Source organism: Actinomadura sp. NPDC047616 (genome assembly GCF_040642915.1).
Lineage (GTDB): Bacteria > Actinomycetota > Actinomycetes > Streptosporangiales > Streptosporangiaceae > Spirillospora > Spirillospora miaoliensis.
In genome coordinates this window covers 884,787-902,554 of record NZ_JBEYTB010000001.1, presented here as the reverse complement: position 1 = coordinate 902,554, position 17,768 = coordinate 884,787, and the positions used below count along the sequence as shown (strand labels likewise).

Below are 17,768 nucleotides of genomic sequence, written 5' to 3'. Positions count from 1 at the left end.
TGGGGTGGGGAAAGTTTGTCGAACCCAACGTAGTACTACAAGCCGTAGTACTACAAGTCATGGTGACCGATCGGCCGGATGGACCCGCCGCTAGCCTGGGACGGTGCACTCGAGCCCGACCTTCCGCGAGGCCACCCGCGACGACCTGCCGCAGATCGTCGGCCTGCTGGCCGACGACGCCCTCGGCGCCGCCCGCGAGTCGCCCGGCGAGGTGCTCCCCGAGTACTACCTGCGCGCCTTCGAGGCCATCGCCGACGACCCCCGCAACGCCGTCATCGTCGCCGAACTCGACGGCGTCGTCGTCGGCACACTGCAACTCACCTACATCCCGAGCCTGACCCACCGCGGTGGCGAACGCGCCCAGATCGAGGGCGTCCGCGTCGCCGCCGACCAGCGCGGCCACGGCATCGGCCAGGCCATGATCACCTGGGCCGTCGAGCAGGCCCGTGTTCGCGGCTGCCGCATGATCCAGCTCACCACGGACCGCCGCCGTCCCGAGGCGATCCGTTTCTACCAGAAACTCGGCTTCCGCCCGTCCCATACGGGCATGAAGTACCACCTGAACGAGCCCTAAACGCCGCCACGGCCCCTTTTTGACCAACGATCTCCCTCAACCCCACCCCAGCCGCCCGCGAAACCAGCCGGACGCTCCCTCAGCCGCCCCCTCAGTCCTGGGAGAACGGACCTTCCTGTTCGAGGGTTCACAGACTCGCTCGACGCGCCCGCCCTCGGGCACGGGTCCAGCCCAAGTAAGCCCACAACCCACATTGGATGCGGGTGATGCCACGGGCGGCGAAGAACGCCCGAGCCCAGTGCCAGAATCCGCCCGGTGCCCAAATCGCCGACGGTGCAGCAGCCGATACGTACCCTTCGCGAGCGGGTCGGCGCCGGGCGGATGCCGGTGGGCCAGCAGGCCCCTGGTAGGCCATGGTGATCAGCCGCCTGCCTGCGCGGGTGCGGACGGTGCGGTTTCGGTTTTGAGTTGGCGTCTCGGTGAGGCGACACGCGCACGCGCCCTCCATGGCGCGGTGACGGAGAGTGTTTGAGCCGGCCGATGGTGAGGTGAAGCACTGGTGGCCGCTTTCAGCCGATGGCCTTGCAGGGATCTCGTGTCCCGCGACTAGCCTGTGGCGATGACGGGCATTCCGGCTTTCGGCCTGCTGCTGATGCGGCTACTCGACCATCGACAGTCGGATATCAGTTCGCTGTCGCAGGTCGCCGGGGTCCCCGAAGACGAGTTGCGCAGCGTCGTCGACGGCCTGCGCCCCAGCCCGTCGCTGCTCCAGGCACTGGCTCCGGCACTGAATCTGCATGCGGCAGACCTCTTCGCCATGGCCGGTCGCGACGTGCCGGACGCACTGGCCCCGTTGGACGCGTCCGCCAGGCAGTACATCGATGACCTGGTGATCGATGCCATCTGCCTCCCAGCGGACCGGCGGTCCCAGCTGCGCCGGCTGGTTCGAGACCTCCCGCAGGAACAGCGGAAGGGGTCTTTCGCGGCCTGGAGGGTGTTCGACCCGCACAAGGCGGGATTCGGGGCGGTGGTCGCGAACATGCTGTACGGCAACCGGAACCTCGGGTGTATGGAAGCGGCGAAGGCCCTCGCTTGTTGCTCCAACGGCCGCATGTACGTGTCCGCTTCCACGATCGTGCTGATAGCAAGGGGCCAGATCGAGCTGACTCCGGACAGGCTGGCCAACCTGGCAACCCTGCTCGATTTCCCTGCCGGAGATCTCGCTGCGATCACCGGTGTCGCCTTGCCTGACGGCTCTCCCCCCGAAGACCCCGCAGCAGCCGACGTGGCGGCGCTGCTGTGGGACGTCCGGCGCCTGACCGCTGCTCAGATGCAGTATGTCGGCGCTCAGGCCGCCGCCATGCGGCGGGCGATACCGGACGATGCCATCGATCGAGAGTTCTATGCGACAGGGCCCTACAGAACCTCTCGTTAGACGGCACAGAAGGCGCCGCGTTCGCTGCTTCGCAGCGGCTCGTAGACGTTGATCGTCCTGTCGCCAGGCCGGCAACCGGCCGCCGACCGCTCGTCATCAGGACCGCGATCGCTTACCACCACCGCTGGATGGCCGCTATCCACGGGCACTGGCGCATGGGACAGATGGCAACCGGGCGTCTGCCGGTTATGCGTGAACGGGGCGTCCGGGCGGGGTGGGTTTTGCCGCCGTGGGACGCCCCGTCCGGGGGTGTCAGACCGTCCAGCCGCCGTCGACGTTGATCGACGCGCCGGTGATGTAGGCGCCGCTGTCACCGGACAGGTGGGCGACGGTGGCGGCGACCTCCTCCGGCGTTGCGTACCGGTTCAGGGCGGTGAAGCTTTGGAAGGTCTCCGCGTTCGGGCCGTCGGCGGGGTTGGCATCGGTGTCGGTCGGGCCGGGGTGGACCACGTTGGCGGTGATGCCGCGCGGCCCGAGGTCACGGGCGAGCCCCTTGGTCATGCCGATGAGTGCGGTCTTGCTCATCGCGTACAGGGCGAACCCGGGGAACACCGTCCGTTCGGCCACGTTGCTGCCGATGCTGATGATGCGGCCGCCGTCGGTCATGTGACGCGCCGCCGCCTGCGCGGCGACGAACGGCGCCCGCACGTTCACCGCGAGCGTGCGGTCGATGTCCTCCGCCCCCAGTTCCTCCAGGGAGCCGACGAGGAAGACACCGGCGTTGTTCACCAGGATGTCGAGCCTGCCGAACGTCGCGGCGGTCTCGTCCACCGCGGCGGTGACCGCCCCGGTGTCCGCGCTGTCGGCCTGGATCGCCAGCGCCCGGCGACCGATTCCCTTGATCTTGTCGACCACCGCGTCGGCGCGTTCGGTGTTGCGTTCGTATGTGAGGGCCACGTCGGCACCGTCCTGGGCCAGCCGCAGCGCCACCGCCGCGCCGATGCCCCTGCTGCCGCCGGTGACCAGGGCCACCTTGCCTTCGATCTCGTTCATGACAACGAGCATGATCGTTCGCCGCCGCGGACGCTGGCGGGAATGCGACATGAGGTTTTCGGCCGCGCCGTCGAAGTACCTGCGGCGCACCCACGGCGAGGACTACACCCGCCACGCCGCCAGGGTCGGCCGTTTCCTGGTCGAGACGGGCGGTCGTCAGGGTTCCCAGATGACCGCCCCGGTCTTCTCCTCGCGCCAGGCTCGTGCGACCGCGCCCAGGTCGACGTAGACGGGGCGTCCGGACGGGCTGAGCTCCACCCGCCGGACGACGCCCCGCGTCCCGTTCTCGGCCGTCCGCAGGGCTTCGGTCACGTGGCCGATCGCGGCTGCCCTGCTGTCAGTGACACCGCACACGCCGTCCGGCGAGCTGAGGTCCCAGGCGTACAGCTCGACCATCACGCCCCTATCAGCAGCAACCGTCGCCAGAATCCGCCCCGCCGCCCACGCGGCACCCTCGCCGGACGTCGCCGTGCTCCCGGCCGCGCCTTCCGTTGACGCGCCACGTCCCGTCCCCCCAGACGCCCTGCGGCCAGGTGCCCCGCCCCCTGCCACGTTGGTGAACGCCCCTCGCCCTGCCCCGCCACCCCCGAAAAGGCCCGGCCCGACCCGCTGGCCACGGTTTGGCCCGGCGCACCAGGCACTGTCTGCCCCGGCACGCCGGACACGGCCCCGCCTGCCACATCGCCCCCAGCTTCATTCGGCACCCTCCGGCCCGGCCCACCAGACAGGCTCGGACCCGCCTCGCCGCGCACGGACCGGGGCGGCGCGGCGGGTGGGGAGCGGTGTGGCTGGTCGGATACGCCGCGGTCTGGAGCGGTAGATGGGGGCGGGGTCTGTCTGGCGGGCATGAATTGGCTAGGCACGGCGGGCATCGGTTGGGCGGGCGCATTAGGCGCCGTCCGGTGCTGCGCGGGGGGCATGGGCCAATTCGGCGTGGGGGGCGTGGCTCGGGTGCGTGTGGCCATATGCGCGTGGTGTGGGGTGGCCACGTCGAAAGCGGGGGGTTGGGGTTTGTACGACGCGGTGGCGTTCGGGTCAGAAGTATGGCGGGGTGGGATTAAGCGTCCATTGGGGTGACCCTGCGCGGGACCGTTCGGCGCCGGGGGGTGTGGCGGCTGGTGCTGCGACGGTGGGGTGGGGGCGATAGGACGCGGGTAAAGGGCCGCGGTGAGGTACTTCGTGAATTCCTCGAAGGACGAGCCTTCGATCAGGCGGTAGCCATTCGCGTCCTGGATCATCGCCCAGAAGTTGCCGGTGTACGCGCCGTGCCACAGGCAGACGCCGGGAAATCGGCGGCGCAACTCGGCGAGCGCCCGGTCGATGTCCACATTGAAGATCGATCCTTGCGTGTCGCTCACGGGCGGGCCTCTTCCGGTGGTGATGGGTTGGTCTGGCCGCGCGCGGCCGGCACCGGGGGCCAGGTCACCGGCCGCGCGCGTCGGCCAATATTCGTGCCGCACGCCCGCTCGACCAGCACCGGTTATCGTCGGTTGAAAGGCGTTAACGGAGGGTGAGCGACGGGGCCGCCCACCACATGGCATCTATGGGGGTGATCATGGACGACCGGCCCGGAAACGTCACCACGATGATCTGCATGCAGATATACGCGCGCGTGTTCTCCCATCTCGCGCGCATCAACGACCGTCCGAACAAGGCGATCGCCCGTGCCGCGGACTGCACCGAGGCGTACATCTCCATGATCAGGAAGGGGGAGCGACTCCCCACCCTGGAAACGACCCGGGCCCTCGACCTGTCGATCAACGGTCACGGCTGCCTGTTCGAGGTGCGCCGCCTGATCGAACAGCTCCAGGAGGAAATCACCACGAGTGGGCGTAACGTGAAATCACGTCCCACAGCCTCCGGTAAGGAGCAAGGCCCTGTGAAACGACGCGATCTCCTGCAGGACGGGGTGAAGGTCACCGCCGGTGCCACCGTCGCGCCCGTTCTGGCGGCCCTCACCCAGGCCTGGCAGATCTCCGAACCCAAGCTTCCGGGCGCGAGCGTCTCCCAGGCGATGATCGACGACTGGGAGGACGCGGCGCTCGTCTACGGTCAGCGGGCGCGGCACGAGCCGCCCGCCACCATTCTCGAGACGCTCGCCGTCGAGTTCAGCTCGATCGCCCCGCATCTGGCCCGCGAGCAGCCCAAGGAAGTGCGAAAAGGTCTCACCCATGCCGCCGCACGGCACGCGATGCTGATCGCCGGGAAGTTCGTGGATCTCGGAGACCGCAGGGAGGCCAGTCGCTGGTGGACCAAAACCCGTACCCTGAGCGACGAGTCGGGGGACACCATGCTCGCGTCCTGGGTGCGCAGCCGGGAAGCACTCACCCGAAGAGGTGACGCCTCCGAGGATCCCTCCGAGTTGCTCGTCCTCGCGCAGAAGGCGCGACGACTCGCGGGAGATCGGCCCAGCGCTCCCCTCTCCTCGGCGCTGGCAGCAGAGGCGATGCTCCTCGCTCAGCTGGGACGTTTCGATGAGGCGGTCATATCGCTCCGGAAGGCGGAGACGGCGTTCGAGCGCATGCCCGCCAGCACGGTGCTCGACCCGCACTGGGCCCGGCGTGGAGAGGGCCTGTGGTTCGACAAGAGCCTCATCTACACCCTGGTGGACGACGTCAGGCGCGCGACCGAGGCGCAGGACACGGTGCTCAGCGGCCGAAGTCCTGAGGACGGTCTGACCGCAACGAGTGTCCGGCTCCACGCCGCGGCGGTCCAGGCACGCACCGATCCCAAGACCGGGATGGAGGAGGCCGCGCGGATCATCGACGCGATCCCGGCGCAGTACAGACGGACGCGCTACATGACGGCCGCGCGGATGGTGCTGGAGGTCGCGCCTGAGAAGGCGCGGGCGCTTCCGGTGGCGAAGGAACTGCGGGAGCTCACCGCAGGCGCCTGACGCGTCCTCGGCGCCGTCATCCGGAGGGATCGCTGCCTCTGTTGTTCGTGTGCCGGGCGGCAGTTGCGGTGCTTGGTCAGTAGTAGTCCTCGGCGGCGACGAGGACGGACTCGAAGTACAGCGGCATGCCGTCTGTGTCCATGGGGACCTCGTGGCCGGCCGTGCGGGTGAAGGCGAGCGTCACGCCGGGCACGGTCGGGTACTCGGTGTCCGCGTCCTGGACGTCGTGGCCCTGTTCGGCGAGACGGGCCAGCAGGACGCGGGCGGGGGTGCGGAAGACGTCCACGCCGTCGAGGAGGACGTGCGCGTCGGCGTCTTCGCTGTGGAAGCGCCACACTTCGATGGCGGTCACCGTTTTCCCGTCCTCGATGTGCACCGAAAAGCCCAGTTCACCGGCGTCAGGCGGGCGGACATAGAGTCTCGGGGGTCGGGCGGGGATATGCGGAGGCACGGCCGGCAACAGGCCGAAGACCTTGACCTCGCCCCATTCCGCGCACGCGGCGACCGCCATGTCCATCGCCATTCCGATGGGGACGGGAGCGATTCCATGGGGTGGATTCAGGACGACTTCCATATGACCACAAAGTAGCGATTCCGCCTCGCGCGGTGCGGCCTTGCGAGAACGCGATGTCGGCCGACAGTACCAGGGCCTCATCTCACGCGCAGGTCGGCGTAAACGGTTGCGCACGGCCGCGCGGCCCCGTCCGCGCGGCTTCGCCACCTGGCGCGCCCGGCAGCGGGTGCGGTCTTCTGGCCCGGCCGTGCGTCCGGCTTCGACGAAAAACCCTTGTCGTCCGATGGGGCTGGGACGAGAAACAGTCAATGATCTACACTTCGGTCATTTCCAAAGTGGGACATTCCGCGCTTTTCATGCTATGCGACCGACGGGCGGCAAGGATGTCGCCAAGCGACAGATGTGTTCGTCGTTCGGTCGCATGAGTTTCGGGGCGGCGGGTTATCTCTAGCTGTGCTCTGCGTCTCGCAGGCAAGAGAGCGATCTAGGAGGCTCAGATGATGAAACGACTCGCCGCAGCCGGTATCGCGTCCGCCGCCGTGGGTGGTCTTCTGTTGACGGCGCCTACCGCCATGGCGAGCCCCGCCGTCGGCAGCGTGTCCGCCATGGCGGGCTCGTGCGACCACGACCACGACCGCGACCACGACCGCGACCACGGCCGCAAGCATCACGACGGTTTCCGGGACCATCACAAGAAGGGCCACTGGAACGGCTTCCGGAAGGGCCCCTGGGACGACCGCATGGGCCACCACAAGGAATGCCGCAAGGACGACCACGACGAAGACCACAAGGGGCGTCACAAGGACGACCACGACGAAAACCACAAGGGACGCCACAAGGACGACCACAAGGAACACCACAAGGACGGCCACAAGCACGACTGGAACGACTGACAGGGGGCGCTCCTGAGGTAGCGATTGATCGCGGCAACCGTTACATGGCCCGCCCGCCCGCGTCGCGGCAGGATGGGCGCAGGGACAGGGGCCGTAGGTCTTCGGCCCCTGCCCCTCGGCTGTTGGCCGGGGTGGCCGGGTCGGATGGGAACCGCCGCCACCGTGCGGATCGGCCAGGCCCGGCCTCCTCTGGAGTATGGGCGCCTCAGGCCGGGCGGCGGCGTGTTCACCGCCATGGGGCGGCATTCGCGCGGATTCCTCGCACAGACGGCGCCCGGGCTTTCGGGTGCGTTCGAGCGCCGGTCATCGTCATCGACGCCCTGGCACCAAGACCTGTCAACGGATCCTTGACGTCCAGGCGGTGTCAAGGAATCCTTGACGCATGGAACAGGACACGTGGAAGCTCGTGTGGCCGTCCGTGTTCGTCTTCCCGGCGCTGATCCTCATGCTGCTGTTCGTGCGGGACTCGCCGGTCCTGCTCGCCGTCGCGGCCTGCATCGTCCTGGCGGCGGTCGGCGTGGTGGCGTGCCTGGCGGTGGCCCCCGCCCGCGGCGAGCAGGCGGACGCCGCGCGGCTGGACGAGCTGGAACCCTTCCCGGCCGGCGACGTGCGGGGGGAGCGCCCGTGACGTCGGAACGGCTGGACGAGCAGGAGGCCGCGGCCCTGCGCGACGCCATCGAGGAGGCGGTGCTGGCCGCCGGGGCGCAGGTCCGCGACGACGACCCGGACGACCATCTGCGGCTGGTGGCGGCGGCCAGGGTCGCCGCCGAGGAGACCAGCCGGATGCTGCGCCAGTCCATCAACGGTGCCCGTGCCGCCGGGCACAGCTGGGAGGACGTCGGCCGGGTGCTGGGCGTGAGCCGTCAGGCCGCGCAGCAGCGGTTCGGCGCCCCGGCCCGCGGGGCGACCGGGGCGACCGGGGTGCGCAAGGAGCTGCGTCCGGTCACCGCGTTCAACGAGATGCAGGCGCTGGAGGCGGAGGGCCGCCGGGGCTGGCACTCGGTCGACTACGGCCCCTTCTTCCATCTCGTGGAGGCGTCCCCCCACCAGTGGGAGCACCGCAGATTCTGGTGGCCGTCGCGGAAGCGCCGCCGCCGGATGGAAGAGGCGGGATGGCAGCTCATCAGGCCGTCGAACTTCGACTCGCCCTGGGTCTACTACAAGCGTCCCGTCGACAGGCCCGCCGGGTCATCCGGTGCAGGCGATGAGACGACCGCAGGTCAGGCCCGCGATCTGTCCCGAAAAACCGGCTAAAGCATCGTCACGGTGAGGCAAGGATTCCTGGGACGCAGCGGAATGCGGCGATACGTTGTACGGAGAAGCGATACGTCGTACAAAGGCGGTGCGCCATGACCGACGTCACCTATCCGATCGCACGCCGACGCCCGCTCGACCCGCCGGACGAGGCCACCGCGCTGGCCGGGCGGGCGCCCATGCATCGCATGACCTTCGCCGACGGCCATCGCGGCTGGCTGGTGACCGGTCACACGGCCGCCCGCGCGGTGCTGGCCGACCCCCGGTTCAGCAACCGCCCCGAGCACATGCACCCGCCGCTGCCGGGCCGCCTGGAGCTGCTGAAGAAGCAGGACGACCCGCGGTTCGCGGTGCCGCCCGGGTTCTTCATCCGCATGGACCCGCCCGACCACACCCGCTTCCGCAAGCTGCTGACCGGCCAGTTCACCGTCCGGCGGATGAGGCGGCTGGAACCGCGGATCGAGGAGATCACCCGCGGGTTCCTGGACGCCATGCAGGCCGCCGGGCCGACCGCCGACCTGGTGGAGCAGTTCGCGCTGCCCCTGCCGTCCATGGTGATCTGCGAGCTGCTCGGCGTCCCCTACGAGGACCGGGGCCGGTTCCAGGACGACAGCAGGGAGCTGCTCAGCCTGGACATCTCGGCCGACGAGGTGCTCGCCGCGATGCACCGGGTGCTGTCCTTCATGGGCGAGCTGGTGCGGCGCAAGCGGGTCGAGCCCGGCGACGACCTGCTCAGCGGCCTGGTCGAGACGGGCGAGCTGAAGGACGACGAGCTGACCGGCGTGGCGATGCTGCTGCTGATCGCCGGGCACGAGACGACCGCCAACATGCTCGGCCTGGGCACGTACGCGCTGCTCACCCACCCCGACCAGCTCGCGGTGCTGCGCGACGACCCGGCGGCGGTCGACGGCGCCGTCGAGGAGCTGCTGCGGTACCTGTCGATCGTGCACATCGGCCCGATACGGACCGCGCTGGAGGACGTGGAGATCGACGGCCGGTTGATCAAGGCGGGTGAGGCCGTCGCCATCGACGTGCCCGTGGTGAACCGCGACCCGTCCCGCTTCCCCGACCCCGACCGGCTCGACCTCACCCGCGACGCGACCGGGCACCTGGCGTTCGGGCACGGCGTGCACCAGTGCCTCGGCCAGCAGCTCGCGCGCGCCGAGATGCGCGTCGGCTACCCGGCGCTGCTGCGGCGCTTCCCCACGCTGCGCCTGGCGGTTCCGCCGGAGGAGGTGCCGATGCGTTCCGACATGTCGATCTACGGGGTGCACCGCCTCCCCGTCACGTGGTAGGGGGAAGCATGAAGGTCACAGCGGATCGGAACGTGTGCATCGCCGCGGGCAACTGCGTGCTGACGGCCCCGGACGTCTTCGACCAGGACGAGGACGAGGGCACCGTGGTGCTCCTGCAGGACGAGCCGTCCGAGGAGCTGCAGGAGGCCGTCCGCCGCGCCGTCACCCTCTGCCCGTCCGGCGCCATCGCGATCGCCGAACCCTGACACCCGGGCGGGCCTCCCGGAGGGGGCGGGCGCGGCGTCGGGGGGATCGTCTAGGTTGCTGCGCATGCCGCTGAACGACGCGCTGCGCACGCGGATGGACGAGCCGGACTTCTGGCCGCTGTACTTCTTCGAGGACGAGCCCGACGACGAGGACGAGGACGACGAACTGGAGGACGAGCACCGGGCGGAGTTCGGCCTCGGCGACGGGCTGTCGCTCGACCTCGACCTCGATCTCGCCACCGGGTATTTCAGCCTCGGGCTCACCGCGCCCGGCCTGGCCGAACCCGTCGAGCTGGGCTGGGACGACCAGGCGCACTTCCACCCGCACGTGCTGCGCTGGGCCGAGCTGGACCTGCTGGGCCGGGCGATGGCGCTGCGCGATCCGGAGCTGCGGCATCCCGGGCCGCTGCTGGCGCTGCTGCTGCGGTTCGCCTTCCTGGACGAGCGCGACGACCCCGACACGATCGCGCCGCTGGTCGACGCGGCGTTCCGCCTGGTGCGGCCCCAGGACGGCGACGACGGCGGCGTCCGGCCCGAGACGCGCGACTGGTACGAGCTGCGCAACCTGAGCGACGCGGGCCTGCGGTGGACGACCACGCCCGGCGGTCATCCCGCCGTCGCCCAGGACGACCGCGTCGACGCCGACGCCCTGCTCTATTCGCTGCGCTCCCCCGACAACGAGGAGTTCCCGTTCGCCGAATGGGCCGCGCTCACCGAACGTGCCGAGCAGATCGTCACCGACGCCGCGAGCGCCGCCCTGCTGAGCGTCCCGGACGTGCGCGACGCCCTCGAACGCTGCACCGCCCCGCGCGGGCACCGGCATGTGGCCGCGCTCGCCGAGGCGTTGCGCGCCGCCGGGTGCGTGCACCCCGTCCTGCTGCGCGCGTTCGAGGAGCCGGTGAGCAGGGCGGAGTCGTGCTGGGCGGTGGAGGTGCTGGCCGGGATGCCCCAGGGGACGCTGGTCAAGCGGTGGTTCGGGCGCAGCCCCCTCGCCGACGCCCGGTCCTGGAACCTGGCCCTCACCCTCGATCACGAGGGCCGATCCGACCCGTCCGTGAAACTGGCCGAGGAACTGCACGACGCGCTCCAGCGGGCCGGGCTCGGCTGGGCGGAGATCGGCGGCAGCACCTCCCGCCAGACCTCCGACGGCGGCTCCCAGTGGGTGTCGACGAGCCTCGACGTGCAGGTGCGCGACGACCTGGAAGGCGGCGTCGCGCTGATCCGCGAGGCGCTGCGCCGGCACGACGCGGCCGACATCGCGAGCCTGCGGCACTCGGCGGCGCCCTACGAGCCCGTCCCCCTGCACTGATGGAACCCGCCGGTCTCACACCCGCCGAACGCCGCGTGCGGCGCGCGTTCGCCAAAGGCGAGATGGTCGACTTCCGGCGCGACGAGGACGAGAACGCGACGGACGGCGACACCTGGGGCCCGGAGCGCACCGTCCGGGCCGAGGTGCTGCGGGCCCTGCTGCTCGGCGAGCCGGCGGCCGGGGGCGAGGTCGCCGGGCTGTGGGTCCTCGGCGCGCGGATCACCGGCCTGCTCAGCCTGGACGACGCGGCGATACCGCACTCGATCCGCCTGCTGGCCTGCCATTTCGAACGTCCGCTCATGCTCTACGGGGCGCATGTGCGGCGGCTCAACCTGCGCGCGTCGTACCTGCCCGCGCTGGAGGCGACGGGCGTCACCGTGGACGGCGGCCTGCGGATCACCGACTGCGACATCCCCGGCCAGGTGTGGCTGGGCGGGGCGCGCGTCGAAGGGCCGCTGTTCCTGGACGGGGCGCACGTCGGCGACGAGGACGAGGACGCGGAGGCCCTGCACGTCAACCACGTCACCGTCGGCAACGACCTGTGGGCGCCCGGCCTGGTGCTGAACGGCACGTTCACGCTCGTCGGCAGCGGCGTCGGCGGCAACCTCAACCTCGACGGCGCCGAGCTGAACGCCCCCGGCCGTGTCGCGTTGAACGCCGAGAACCTGACCGTCGGCGCGCATCTGAGCGCCGAGGGGCTGCGCACGCGCGGCACCGTCAACCTGCGCGGCGCCACCATCCCCGGGCATCTGAACCTGGTCGCGGCGCGGCTGTCGGCGCCCGGCGGTACGGCGTTGCGGGCGACGAGCTGCACGATCGGGGAGCTGTGGCTGCGCGACGCGGCACCGATCCAGGGCGCGGTGAACCTGCGGCGGTCCAGCGTCGAGGTCGTCTACGCCGAGCCCGACGTGTGGCCGAACCAGGTCGGGCTGGACGGGCTGACCTACCGCATCCTGCTGCCGCAGCTTCCCGCCCGGCGGCGCCTGGCCCTTCTCGCGCGCGACGACCTCGGCTACGTGCCGCACGCCTACGAGCAGCTCGCCGCCGCGTACCGGCAGGCGGGCGACGACGCGGCGGCCCGTACCGTCCAGCTCGCCAAGCACCGCCGCCGCCGCGCGACCCTGCCGTGGTACGCCCGGACGTGGGGCTACCTGCAGGACGCGACCGTGGGGTACGGGTTCCGGCCGATGCGCGCGGCGGCCTGGCTGGTGGCGTTGACGCTGGCCGGCGGCACGGCGTACGCCCTGCACCATCCCGAACCGTTGAAGCCGGGCGAGGCGCCCGGCTTCAACGCGTTCTTCTACGCCCTGGACCTGCTGCTGCCCATCATCGACTTCGGCCAGGAGAAGGCTTTCAAGCCGGACGGGCTCTACCAGTGGCTGTCCTACCTGCTGGTGGTGCTGGGGTGGGTGCTGGCCACGACGATCGTCGCGGGCGTCACCCGGGCCGTCAGCCGCCAGTGAGGGCGCCGCTCACACGGACCCGGGCACGCGGTCTCTCCGGTGATCAGGGCTTCCCGGCGGTCTTGAGGGCGCTGTCCAGGTCGCGGCGGAACAGGTCCAGGTACGCCTCGGCGACGCCGGTGTCGACCCCGGCGTCCTGGAAGGTGTGGACGATCTGCGCCATGTCCGCCACCCGGACCGCGAGGGTGCCCTCGTCGTCCGGCACGCCGCCGTCGATCTGTTCGGTGAGGTGGCCGACGAATCCCATGGGCCCGTCGCCGGCCAGGTCGGTGAGCATCTTCGTGACGAACGGCCGCAGGTCCTTGGCGGCCAGCCCCGCCGACCGCAGCAGCGCGGCGGACTGGCCGTAGCCGGTCAGGATCGTCCAGAACAGGTTGAGCAGGGCCTTGTAGTAGATCATCGCGAGGCCGTGGTCGGCGCCGACGTAGGCGACCTCGCTGAGCTCGGCGAGCGTGGCACGGTGCCGTTCCAGGGCGGCCTCGGGGCCGCTGTAGAAGGTGTAGGAGCCGGGCTGCCCGATGCCGGGCGGCGGCACCATGATGCCGCCGGCCACCAGCTCGGCCCCGTGCGCCGACGCCCATGCGGCGGCCCGGCGCAGCTCCGCCGGGGTGTCGGCGCTGAGGTTGGCCAGCACCTTGCCGCGCAGGGCGGAGGCGTCGCCGGCCAGGGAGTCGTACATGGCCTGGTAGTCGATCTGGGAGATCACCACCAGGTCGGACGCGGCCACCGCGGCGGCGGCCGAGCCGGCCAGGGTGGCGCCCTTGGCCACCAGCGGGTCGGCCTTGCTCGCCGTGCGGTTCCAGACGGTGACGGGGTGGCCGTTGCGCAGGAGGACCTCGGCCATCACCGAGCCCATGGCGCCCAGTCCGATCACGGTCACGGGTGCGGACATCGCTATTCCCTTCGTGGTCATGTCGTCGGTGCGGCCCAGCGTGGACGGGGGCGCTTCGGATCGGCTACGGGTCGGCTACGGGCGGGGCGGATTACCCTGACACGGTGCGTTTCGGGGTGCTCGGTCCGCTGGCGGTCTGGACGGACGCCGGTGAGCCGGTGCGCGTGCCCGAGGCGAAGGTGCGGGCGCTGCTGGCCGATCTGCTGGTGACGCCGGGACGGCCGGTGCCCGCCGACCGTCTCGTCGACGACCTGTGGGGGGACCGGCCCCCGCGCAACCCGTCCGGCACGTTGCAGGCGCGGGTCTCCCAGCTGCGCAAGGTGCTGGAGGAGGCCGAGCCCGGGGGCCGCGAGCTGGTGGTGTTCGGGCCGTCCGGCTACACGTTGCGGGTGGACGACGGCGCCGTGGACGCGGGCCGGTTCTCCGCGCTCGCCGCGCGGGCACGGCAGGCGGCCGACCCGCACGCCAAGGTCGGCCTGCTCACCGACGCGCTCGCGCTGTGGCGCGGGCCCGCGTTCGCCGACGTCGCCGACGCCCCGTTCGCGCGGTCGGCGATCGCCCGGCTGGAGGACGAACGGCTGGCCGCGCTGGAGGAGCAGGCCGAGGCGCGGCTCGACCTGGGCGACCACGTACGGCTCGCCGCCGACCTGGCGGACGCGGTGGCCCGCCACCCCCTGCGGGAACGGCTGCGCGCCGCGCACCTGCTGGCGCTGTACCGGGCGGGACGCCAGGGCGAGGCGCTGGCCGGATACGAGGAGCTGCGAAGGCGGCTCGCCGACGAGCTGGGCGTGGACCCGTCGCCGGAACTGGCGGGCCTGCACCAGGCGATGCTGCGGCAGTCGCCGTCGCTGGCGCCCGTCCGCAGGCGCACGAACCTGCCCGCCGCGCCGCTGGGCGACCTGGTGGGCCGGGAGGACGCCGTCGCCGGCACCCGCGCGCTGGTGGCGGCGCACCGGCTCGTCACGCTGACCGGGCCGGGCGGCGTCGGCAAGACCCGCCTGGCGCTGGAGGCGGCCGCGCGGGCGGCGGACGACTTCCCCGACGGCGTGTGGCTGGCCGAGCTGGCGCCGCTGCCCCGCACCGCCACCGCCGACGAGGTCGCCGACGTCCTCACCGCCGTGCTGGGCGTGTGCGACGACCCCGGCCCCGACGTGCCGCCCGAACGGCGGCTCGCCGAGGCGGTGCGCGGCCGGGAGGCCCTGCTCGTCCTGGACAACTGCGAGCACGTGGTCGAACCCGTCGCCGCGCTGGTCGGCCGCCTGCTGGAGGGCGCGCCGAAGCTGCGCGTGCTGGCCACCAGCCGCGAACCGCTCGTGCTGTCCGGGGAGCGGCTGTTCGTGGTGCCGCCGCTGGACGAGCCGAGCGCGGTGCGGCTGTTCGCCGAACGCGCCGCCGCCACGGCCCCCGGCTTCACGCTGGACGCCGGGAACCGGTCCGCCGTCGCGACGATCTGCCGCCGCCTGGACGGGCTGCCGCTCGCGCTGGAACTGGCCGCCACCCGGGTCCGGGCGCTCGGCGTGCAGGAGCTGGCCGCGCGGCTGGACGACCGGTTCCGGCTGCTGGCGGCGGGTCCGCGCGACGCGCCCGCCCGGCAGCGCACCCTCCGCGCGATGATCGACTGGAGCTGGGAGCCGCTCACGGAGGCCGAACGGCTCGTGCTGCGGCGGCTGGCCGTGCACGCCGACGGCTGCACGCTGGAGGCGGCCGAAGAGGTCTGCGCGGAGGACGGCGTGGACGTGCTGGACGTCCTGCCCCGCCTGGTGGACCGTTCGCTGGTCGTCGTCGCGCCCGGCCCCCGGTACCGGCTGCTGGAGTCGGTCACCGCGTACTGCCGGGAACGGCTGCGCGACGCCGGGGAGGACCAGCGGATCCGGCGGCGGCACGTCGCGTACTACACCCGGCTCGCCGAGCGGGCGGCGCCGCGGCTGCGCGGGCGCGGGCAGCGCGCATGGCTGGAGCGGCTCGACCGCGAGAGCGCCAACCTGCGCGTCGCGCTCGACCACGCGGGCGGCGACGACGCGCTGCGGCTGGTGAACGCGCTGACCTGGTACTGGTTCCTGCGCAGCCGGTTCGGCGAGGCGCGGCGCAGCCTGGCGCTGGCGCTGTCCAAGGGCGGCGGCCCGGCGGTCGCGCGGGCCGACGCCGAGACGTGGCTGACCGGGATGACGCTGGTCTCGCACGGGTGGACGGTCGCCGAGGAGGCGATCGGCGCCGCGCTGAAGCGTTACGACGACCTGGACGCGCCGCAGGCCCGCGCCCGCGCCGCCTGGTTCCTCTCCTTCGTCTTCTGGGGGTACGGCGACCACGCCCGGCACCGGCAGCGGGTGGACGAGGCGCTGGCCGTCTTCCGCGCGCACGGCGACCGGTGGGGCGAGGCGGCGGCGCTGAGCACCCGCGCCAAGCTGGCGATCGGCCGCGGCGACCTGGCGGGGCTGCGCCGCGACGCCGAGCACAGCCTGCGCGTCTTCACCGAGCTGGGCGACGAGTGGGGACGGCTGGAGGCCACCCACGCCCTCACCCACCGGGCCGAGATCACCGGCGACTACGCCGAGGCCGAGCGGCTGATCCGCGAGGCCCTGCCGCTCGCCGAGGACCTGGGCATGTGGAGCGAGGTGTCGTTCCGGCTGTCGGCGCTGGGCCGGATCATGCTGCTGACCGGTGACCTGACGCGGGCCCGGGAGCTGCACGAACGGGCCCTGCGCCTGGCGGTGGACCGGTCGGCCAAGGCGGCACAGGAGTTCGCCGAGATCGGGCTCGGCCTGGTGGCGCGCCGCGCGGGCGACCTGGACGCGGCCGAGGCGCACCTGCGCGCGCCGCTGGAGTGGCTGCGGGGCGTCGGCGGGACGCCGGGCGTCGCGCTCGTCATGGCCCAGCTCGGCTACATCGCCGAGGCGCGCGGCGACGCCGCCACCGCACTGGCCCGCCACCGGGAGGGGTACGAGGCGGCCCTGTCCCTCGGCGACCCTCGCGCCATCGCGCTCGCGCTGGAAGGGCTGGCCGGGGCGCACTCGCTGGCGGGCGACCACGCGCACGCGGCCCGGCTGCTCGGCGCGGCCGCCGCCGCGCGCGAGGCCGTCGGCACACCGCTGCCGCCCGCCGAACGCGGCGACGTCGACCGCGCCACCGCCCGCTGCCGCGCCGCCCTCGGCGCGGACGCCTTCGCCGCCGAGTTCGCCCGCGGGAATCTCGGCCACGCGGCGGAGGTTTCCCGAGCATGACGTTCTCGCCCGGCTGGGACGGCGACGCCCTCGACGTGGACGCCTACCTGCGACGCCTCGGATTCGACGGCGCACCGTCCCCCACCCTCGCCACGTTGCGCGCCCTGCACCGCGCCCACGTCACGTCCATCCCGTTCGAGAACCTGGAGATCATGCTCCGCCGGGCGGTGCCGCTCGACATCCCCGCCCTGCAGGACAAGATGGTGTACGGGCGGCGCGGCGGCTACTGCTTCGAGCACAACCGGCTGTTCGCGGCGGCGCTGGAGCGGCTCGGCTTCCGCTTCACCGCGCTGATCGGGCGCGTCACGATGGGCGCGGAGAACAAGATCCGGCCCGCCACGCACGCGCTGCTGCGCGTGGAGATCGACGGCCGCGCCTGGCTGTGCGACGTGGGGTTCGGCGCCGGGCCGCTGGAACCCCTGGAGTTCACCGACGGCGCCGCCTCCACCCAGGGCGACGGCTGGCGCTACCGGCTGGAACGGCTCGGCCCCGTCGACGAGCGCGTGCCGCACGTGGCGCTGTGGACGCTGTTCCAGGCGCCCGCCCCGGGGACGGCGGACGGCTGGGTCGACCGGCACAACTTCACCGAGAACCCGGCGTTCCCGATCGACTACGAGGTGGCCAACCACTACGTCTCCACGCACCCGCGTTCGCCGTTCACCAGCCGCCCGTTCGCGCAGCGCTACACCGCCGGCGCGCACCACGTGCTGGACGGCCTGACGCTGACCACGTCCCGCCCGGACGGCTCGGCCGACAAGCGCGAGCTGAGCCCGGGCGAGCTGACGGACGCGCTGGCGGACGTGTTCGGCATCGTCCTGCACGAGGCCGACGCCGCCCGCCTGACGGCGTCGCTTTCCAGGTAACCGCGGTCCGGGCGACCGGTCAG

Annotated in this window: 16 protein-coding genes; 12 read left to right on the top strand and 4 right to left on the bottom strand. The window is 72.0% G+C overall.

The features are described 5' to 3' along the window. Nucleotides 1-103 precede the first annotated feature (103 nt). The gene (locus ABZ801_RS04295; RefSeq protein WP_360692578.1) at nt 104-574 is read left to right on the top strand and encodes a GNAT family N-acetyltransferase; all 471 of its coding nucleotides are present in this window, start codon (nt 104-106) and stop codon (nt 572-574) included. A gap of 559 nt (nt 575-1,133) precedes the next feature. Then, the gene (locus ABZ801_RS04290; RefSeq protein ID WP_360692575.1) at nt 1,134-1,949 is read left to right on the top strand and encodes a hypothetical protein; all 816 of its coding nucleotides are present in this window, start codon (nt 1,134-1,136) and stop codon (nt 1,947-1,949) included. Nucleotides 1,950-2,201: 252 nt separating this feature from the next. On the opposite strand, the gene ABZ801_RS04285 is transcribed toward ABZ801_RS04290, so the two are convergent. Together ABZ801_RS04285 and ABZ801_RS04280 are read right to left on the bottom strand one after the other, a co-directional pair. Continuing rightward, a complete protein-coding gene (locus ABZ801_RS04285; protein ID WP_360692572.1) occupies nt 2,202-2,942 on the bottom strand; it encodes a 3-oxoacyl-ACP reductase family protein in 741 nt (246 codons plus the stop codon). A gap of 156 nt (nt 2,943-3,098) precedes the next feature. Then, the gene (locus ABZ801_RS04280; protein WP_360692569.1) at nt 3,099-3,341 is read right to left on the bottom strand and encodes a hypothetical protein; all 243 of its coding nucleotides are present in this window, start codon (nt 3,339-3,341) and stop codon (nt 3,099-3,101) included. 1,156 nt (nt 3,342-4,497) lie between these two features. On the opposite strand from ABZ801_RS04280, the gene ABZ801_RS04275 reads away from it, so the two are divergent. Beyond that, on the top strand, nt 4,498-5,838 hold the full coding sequence (locus tag ABZ801_RS04275) for a hypothetical protein (RefSeq protein WP_360692566.1): 1,341 nt from the start codon (nt 4,498-4,500) through the stop codon (nt 5,836-5,838). A 76-nt stretch (nt 5,839-5,914) separates the two neighbouring features. On the opposite strand, the gene ABZ801_RS04270 is transcribed toward ABZ801_RS04275, so the two are convergent. Then, nucleotides 5,915-6,190 carry a hypothetical protein gene (locus ABZ801_RS04270; RefSeq protein ID WP_360692563.1) on the bottom strand — a complete coding sequence of 92 codons (276 nt, stop codon included), beginning with the start codon at nt 6,188-6,190 and terminating at the stop codon, nt 5,915-5,917. Between the two features lie 734 nt (nt 6,191-6,924). On the opposite strand from ABZ801_RS04270, the gene ABZ801_RS04265 reads away from it, so the two are divergent. The 7 genes from ABZ801_RS04265 (at nt 6,925) to ABZ801_RS04235 (ending at nt 12,772) form a co-directional block, all read left to right on the top strand. Next, the gene (locus ABZ801_RS04265) at nt 6,925-7,245 is read left to right on the top strand and encodes a hypothetical protein (protein WP_360692560.1); all 321 of its coding nucleotides are present in this window, start codon (nt 6,925-6,927) and stop codon (nt 7,243-7,245) included. A gap of 382 nt (nt 7,246-7,627) precedes the next feature. Continuing rightward, a complete protein-coding gene (locus ABZ801_RS04260) occupies nt 7,628-7,873 on the top strand; it encodes a hypothetical protein (protein ID WP_360692557.1) in 246 nt (81 codons plus the stop codon). Next, entirely contained in the window at nt 7,870-8,499 is a 630-nt protein-coding gene (locus ABZ801_RS04255; protein WP_360692554.1) for a hypothetical protein, read from the top strand. Before ABZ801_RS04260 ends, ABZ801_RS04255 begins: the two co-directional genes overlap by 4 nt. A gap of 95 nt (nt 8,500-8,594) precedes the next feature. Then, nucleotides 8,595-9,794 (top strand): cytochrome P450, encoded by a 1,200-nt coding sequence (locus ABZ801_RS04250; protein WP_360692551.1) that lies wholly within the window; start codon nt 8,595-8,597, stop codon nt 9,792-9,794. Nucleotides 9,795-9,802: 8 nt separating this feature from the next. Beyond that, entirely contained in the window at nt 9,803-10,000 is a 198-nt protein-coding gene (locus ABZ801_RS04245) for a ferredoxin (protein ID WP_344959075.1), read from the top strand. Nucleotides 10,001-10,064: 64 nt separating this feature from the next. Further along, a complete protein-coding gene (locus tag ABZ801_RS04240) occupies nt 10,065-11,309 on the top strand; it encodes a hypothetical protein (RefSeq protein ID WP_360692547.1) in 1,245 nt (414 codons plus the stop codon). Beyond that, nucleotides 11,309-12,772: a hypothetical protein gene (locus tag ABZ801_RS04235; RefSeq protein ID WP_360692544.1), complete on the top strand. Its 1,464-nt coding sequence runs from the start codon at nt 11,309-11,311 to the stop codon at nt 12,770-12,772. The genes ABZ801_RS04240 and ABZ801_RS04235 overlap by 1 nt, the downstream gene beginning before the upstream one ends. A 43-nt stretch (nt 12,773-12,815) precedes the next feature. On the opposite strand, the gene ABZ801_RS04230 is transcribed toward ABZ801_RS04235, so the two are convergent. Beyond that, nucleotides 12,816-13,664, bottom strand: a complete 849-nt coding sequence (locus ABZ801_RS04230; protein WP_360692540.1) for an NAD(P)-binding domain-containing protein — start codon at nt 13,662-13,664, stop codon at nt 12,816-12,818. Nucleotides 13,665-13,768: 104 nt separating this feature from the next. On the opposite strand from ABZ801_RS04230, the gene ABZ801_RS04225 reads away from it, so the two are divergent. Further along, entirely contained in the window at nt 13,769-16,882 is a 3,114-nt protein-coding gene (locus ABZ801_RS04225) for a BTAD domain-containing putative transcriptional regulator (protein ID WP_360692537.1), read from the top strand. Beyond that, entirely contained in the window at nt 16,879-17,745 is an 867-nt protein-coding gene (locus tag ABZ801_RS04220; RefSeq protein WP_360692534.1) for an arylamine N-acetyltransferase, read from the top strand. Before ABZ801_RS04225 ends, ABZ801_RS04220 begins: the two co-directional genes overlap by 4 nt. The last annotated feature ends 23 nt before the right edge of the window (nt 17,746-17,768 follow it).